The 2,662-nt window shown below is 49.5% G+C and carries 3 protein-coding genes; all 3 read right to left on the reverse strand.

Going from position 1 to position 2,662, the window contains the following annotated elements; genetic code table 11:
• On the reverse strand, positions 1-389 hold a 389-nt coding region (locus Q0628_RS04370), incomplete at its 3' end, for a geranylgeranylglyceryl/heptaprenylglyceryl phosphate synthase (protein WP_298768514.1).
• Between the two features lie 137 nt (positions 390-526).
• On the reverse strand, positions 527-2,164 hold the full coding sequence (locus Q0628_RS04375) for an FISUMP domain-containing protein (protein ID WP_298768517.1): 1,638 nt from the start codon (positions 2,162-2,164) through the stop codon (positions 527-529).
• 15 nt (positions 2,165-2,179) lie between these two features.
• Positions 2,180-2,662: DUF4423 domain-containing protein (locus Q0628_RS04380; RefSeq protein WP_298768519.1), on the reverse strand; the 483-nt coding region annotated here is incomplete at its 5' end.

Raw genomic sequence — 2,662 nt, forward strand, 5'->3', positions numbered from 1 at the left:
GCCGTCGGAATTGCTTCCATGTTCAAAGCACGCACCAGGGCGCCACCGCGCACCTGTTCGTCAATCAGGTAATTCGGGTTACGGCCGCTTACAAGCGTCATAAAGAGCATTGCGTCAAAGCCGGGCACCACCTGAGAGGCTCCACCCGGGAACAACCCCACGGGAAGATCCACGTTGGCCTTGAGGGCCGCCACCTGCTTGGGAAGCGTGAAGTTGCCTAGGTAAGAACCGCCCACCAGAAGCAGGTCAGCGCCGTTTTCGGCGGCCATCGCGCCAGCCTTCACAAAGGCAGCTTCGTCCGATGTATCGGGGTCGAGCAGCACAGCAAAAAGCGCACCGCGTTTTTCGATTTCAGCATTCAGACGAAGTTCAGTCTTCCCAGGTTTCATACAATTCCTTTTCTTGCGTCTATTCCACAAGATACCATAAAGATACATTATTTGTTTCCTCCTTGCCACAAAAAAAAGAAGAAGGAGGGTTGGAGGCCCGCCTTCTCGTTCTCTCGTTGTTCTCTACCCCAAATTCGCTATTCGTCCTTGATGCAGCGTACATTCAACTGGATAAATTGGTTAGACCACAGCGGACGTTGCTGTACGAGCCATTTTCCATAGCTTTCGAACATGATCATCGATGCCCGAGGGTTCGAATACGCACTATCGGGCTTTACCGCATAATAGGTCCAAACTTCCTTGCCGCCATCTTTCGAGGTCACGTTTCCAAATCCAGCGGCAAACAAGTAATCCGCAAGGGTATAAACTTCAAGATCCAGCGATTCCTTGACAAAGCCAAACATTTTCTCCCAATCATTGCCATTCGGGAGACGCCAGCCATCGGGGCAAACACCCTGATAAGTTCCAGTAGCCTTTTCAACAGAATCGATTGCGGCCATCATTCTATCGTAGTTGATGTTATTGCCCATGGCATGCAACGTATCGCAAAGTGACGGCACTTCGCTTTCTGCCAGACATTCATCAAGCGACACCATCACAATCGAGGTATCCAGCGCAAGCACTTCGGACAACGAGTAATAACCATTGGGGCTATTGAACATCAGGTTTTCACCAAACCATGTCTGCGTTCCGTTTTCCAAGGTGTACGTCACCGTCTTGTACGTCTTTCCGTCGCGTTCGTCAGTCATAGAGCCCGCAACATAGGGCGCCAGCTTTACCGAAGTTGTCCACTTTTTCGACGTACAGACAAAGTTGAACAAGACACCCGAATTTTCAATAACGGCACCTTCTTTTTCCGCAGTACATTCTTCCAAGCCCTGCATAAGAATCGCAAAGTTCGTATTGATTTCTTTGGACAGCTCGGACATTTTCAAAACGCCTTGGGCGTCTTCTTTCACAATAGTATTCAGCTTGCTAAACGACCATGCGGTAAAAAGTTTTTTCGTCTCTTCGTCAATATTGTCAAGCGTCCCATCTTCGCCAAACTTTTGCGCCAACGATTCAACGCTAGATTTACTCAAGGAACCAATGTAAAAGTTCATAAATTGCAGAACTTCGACGACATCCGAATCAGCGGCATGTTCATTCTTTTCGAAATTGAACGGAACACCCTCGATTCCAAACGCCGCGAGAACTTCCCTGTCAGCCTGCGCTTTTGCTTCGGCAAAGGTTTTGCCCGAATTCACCAGATAGCGCAAACGATAGGCTTCCAAGTAGGTCATTACATTGACATTCACATTCCTAGTCTCGCGCAAATCCACTATGGCCTGATACGGGACATAATCCTTGTACCAGATGCCGTCGTACCAATCATCACTATTTCGATTGGGGTGAATTTCGAATTGCGCATACGGACTTTTAAAAGTAACGCTGTCGATTTCGAATTTTCCGGATCCATTTATAAAGGCGCCTTCATAAACAACTCCCGTCGTATCCAAAGTCAACGAATCCAATTCGAACACCTTCATCAGCGATACATTAAGCTGAATTGATGTGTTCTCATCGTATTCATTACCGTCCGGAGTGACAAGCGAAGGCAAATTCGCCGTCTGGCCACCCACCGAAATATCGGCAAGCACCGGAGTCAAGCCGGTCTCTTCGGCAGAGCCGCCCATCACTGTTTCGGGCTTACCGTCATCCGTGGAACATGCTGCAAGAGTCAAGGCGAATAACACCGCCATTTTGCAGACCATCTGTCTTTTTAAGTAGTTCATGGAGTCCTCCTCGTTTTATTTTTTTAAACCTTTGATGTTTGTCATCGGGAAAAACTGCATGTTCAAGCGGTACACTTCATCGACCGCAGAATCCCTAGTCGCAATAGCAATGATGCGCTTGCGGCATTCAGCAATTTCTTGCACAATTTCGTCGTAAGCTTCGTGCGTAACGCCCAGCGTAACACCCGAGAAATGTCGTTCATTTTGCGGAACGCCCTCGATCGCGTCAAGGGCGAACTCGCCCATTTGGCGGTGCATCCCGCGGACGGCGACTGGCGTCACCTCCATAGGGCCCGTCGTCACCGACTTTTCGGTTTGCGTGTAGTTGCCGGCATCGTCTTTTTGGAGCAGGCCCGCCTTGACCAAGAAATTCAAGGTTTCGCTCCCCTCGGCCGCCGTTATTTTTTCGCGGCAGGCATGGGCAAGGGCCAAAGGTTTTGCCCCCGGCATGGCAGGCGCGAGTTCGCGAATGACCGGATTTTTCCAGTCACTGAAAAA

The organism is uncultured Fibrobacter sp. (assembly GCF_937877005.1).
GTDB lineage: Bacteria > Fibrobacterota > Fibrobacteria > Fibrobacterales > Fibrobacteraceae > Fibrobacter.

Excerpts from the sequence above, each read along its gene's own strand:
- Q0628_RS04375 (WP_298768517.1), bottom strand. The coding sequence starts at position 2,164 with ATGAACTACTTAAAAAGACAGATGGTCTGCAAAATGGCGGTGTTATTC.